A 2,443-nucleotide genomic window follows, 5' to 3' on the forward strand; every position below is an offset into this window, starting at 1 on the left:
CTTTCTATGGCGGCCAGGGCCGCCATAGAAAGTCGGAAGCCCTGGCGAAACTCTTAAACCCTTGAATCAGTCTTTCTACCTCTATAGACTGTATTTCTAGGACCGAAATCAAATTTCCTATCAGTGACGCTGACGTGGCTCTGGGTTTTTGCCATAGCGGTGGTGCAATATATCGTTATTGCGGCCCTTTCGTTATTGGGTGCTGTTACGGTTTGTCTGGCACAGGACTTTGCTAAATTGATTCAGCTGTTCACCATTGCAATGATGTTTAGTAGTGGGATTTTTTGGGATGTCAGAGCATTAGACCCAGCTATGCAGTGGTACATCTTCACGTTTAACCCCATCGCTTTTTTGCTCGATGCGTATCGTCAAGTATTGCTCTACCACAACCATGTCGATTTACTGCAATTACTGCAGACGCTCACGGTCTTCTCGGCACTCTGTGCGGCTGTGATGTTGTGGATAAAACGCAATGAGACCTGGCTTGCTTTGCGAGTATTATCCCGATGAGTACCAATGGCGAAGAAGTTCTTATGGAAGTGCGTGATCTGTGCTTTTCATATAAAACGAAGCTGGGGTTTTGTTCTGAGCATAAAGAAGATGTCGTCGCGAAGGCTTCGTTTTCTCTGAGGCGCGGGCAACGTTTGGGTATTATAGGCCGTAATGGAGAGGGTAAAAGCACGCTTTTGAGATTGCTGGCGGGTACGATTTCCCCGGACTCGGGAAAAATTTGGAGGGCGCCCGAGGTGACCTCATCGTTGCTGGCTTTAGGCGTGGGTTTTAATAACTTTTTAACCGGTCGAGATAATGCGATTTTATCGGCAGTGCTCATGGGGCGCTCCGAGAGATGGGCTAGGAAACAACTTGAGCACATTAAGGAGTTTTCAGAACTTGAAGATGCATTCGAGCGGGCAGTGCGGACTTACAGTGCAGGTATGAGGTCGCGGTTAGCTTTTAGCACGGCATTAAACATGGACGTCGACATACTGCTAATAGATGAAGTGTTAGCTGTCGGAGATGCTCACTTCAGGAAAAAAGCGTCAGAATCGCTGAATAATAAGCTGGGATCGGGGCAAACTGTTGTGCTGGTTAGTCATTCTGCTGCTGAGATAAAACGGCTATGCAATAGCGCTATTTGGCTTCAAAGCGGCGCGATTGAGGATCAGGGCGATGCCGTGGAAATTGTGAATCGTTACGAGGCGACTCTGTGATGTTGCTAGGCTTTAGTCGACCAAAGAGGTGAGCCCAGTGTTTTTTTTTTCTTCATTGATAAAGCGGATCGGGCTTGCGGTTAGGTCCTCAAAACCTAGGGGGCAAGTAGTTCGTGTTGTAGAGGGCGATCTATACGCAAGGGTCATGTGTAGCAATCCGATAAGGCCTTTGAAAATCGCATGTGCGATTGATGGCGCTATTGTTTACTCAGAAACAGTATCGGAGCAACGTCAGCGGACGTGCGCTGATGGCGCGGTCGATCTGCAGATTTCACTGCCGCCAATCCCGACGGATGCGGTCAATATCACCGTCAGAACAGGGCACTTTTTTCTGTCCCACCTAGCGGGGAGTCCTTGGCACCTTGAGCAAAAACCTCGAAGCGTAAACTACGCCCTTTTACATATCCCCAAAACAGCAGGCACCTCGCTTCGTGTGGCATTAGAAGCTGCTTTAGGCGCTGAAAGGGTATTTCCTAATAGGGAGTACCTTCGCCTCAGGGGTGGACAATATCTCAATGCTAATGAGATGGCTTTTGCGCTTGCTGGCGCTTCGCCTGCTGTCAGCTTGATTCAGGGTCACCTTTCCTTAAAGGAAGTGAAGAAGTTATCGCCCGATGCAAAGATGATCACGGTACTGAGAAGACCCTCGGAGAGATTGATATCGAACCTTAAGCATATAAGAAACCGCCACGGTGTCACTGACGCCTTCGAGGATATTCTGAGTGATGTTGGTTCAGCGGCCGCTCTCGCAAATAAACAAACCCGTCAGTTGAGTGTTCTAGAGTTGGAGGCGCCGATGCAAGAGCATCTTGAATCTGCAAAGGAGCAGTTGGCAACGTTTGCTGTTGTGGGGCTTACTGAGCGATATCCTGAGACGCTCATTTTATGCGAGGCGCTTTTAGGCCTGTCATTGGGGCAGCCAGAACACCTCAACTCGGGTGAACCCTCCGGTGAGCCTTGGTCTACTGAGCTGACTGAGAGAATTGAGGCATTAAACTATTACGATGCTGAGTTATACCGTTGCGCCGAGCAGATTTTTGAGTGCCAGCTGCAAGGAGTGGCAGTCGATAGTTAGCCAGATGGCGTAGCAAGATTACTTGTGTTTTGCTCCCAAATTAGTGGTGGGTCGTAGAAGAAGCCATTATCTTAGGTGCCATATACATTCACTTGTGTCCTGCGGGGCTTTTACACCTGATGGCGATTTTCTTGAATTGTCTGAATTTGATATGGAC

General features: G+C 48.6%; 3 protein-coding genes. All 3 read left to right on the forward strand.

From position 1 onward, the window contains the following. Positions 1-123 precede the first annotated feature (123 nt). The 3 genes from ABGY95_RS01475 (at position 124) to ABGY95_RS01485 (ending at position 2,286) form a co-directional block, all read left to right on the forward strand. A complete protein-coding gene (locus ABGY95_RS01475; RefSeq protein WP_347439903.1) occupies positions 124-510 on the forward strand; it encodes an ABC transporter permease in 387 nt (128 codons plus the stop codon). Then, a complete protein-coding gene (locus tag ABGY95_RS01480) occupies positions 507-1,211 on the forward strand; it encodes an ABC transporter ATP-binding protein (protein WP_347439904.1) in 705 nt (234 codons plus the stop codon). The genes ABGY95_RS01475 and ABGY95_RS01480 overlap by 4 nt, the downstream gene beginning before the upstream one ends. A 169-nt stretch (positions 1,212-1,380) precedes the next feature. Beyond that, a complete protein-coding gene (locus tag ABGY95_RS01485) occupies positions 1,381-2,286 on the forward strand; it encodes a hypothetical protein (RefSeq protein ID WP_347439905.1) in 906 nt (301 codons plus the stop codon). The last annotated feature ends 157 nt before the right edge of the window (positions 2,287-2,443 follow it).

It is taken from the genome of Rubritalea sp., assembly GCF_039830215.1.
Taxonomy (GTDB): Bacteria; Verrucomicrobiota; Verrucomicrobiia; order Verrucomicrobiales; family Akkermansiaceae; genus Rubritalea.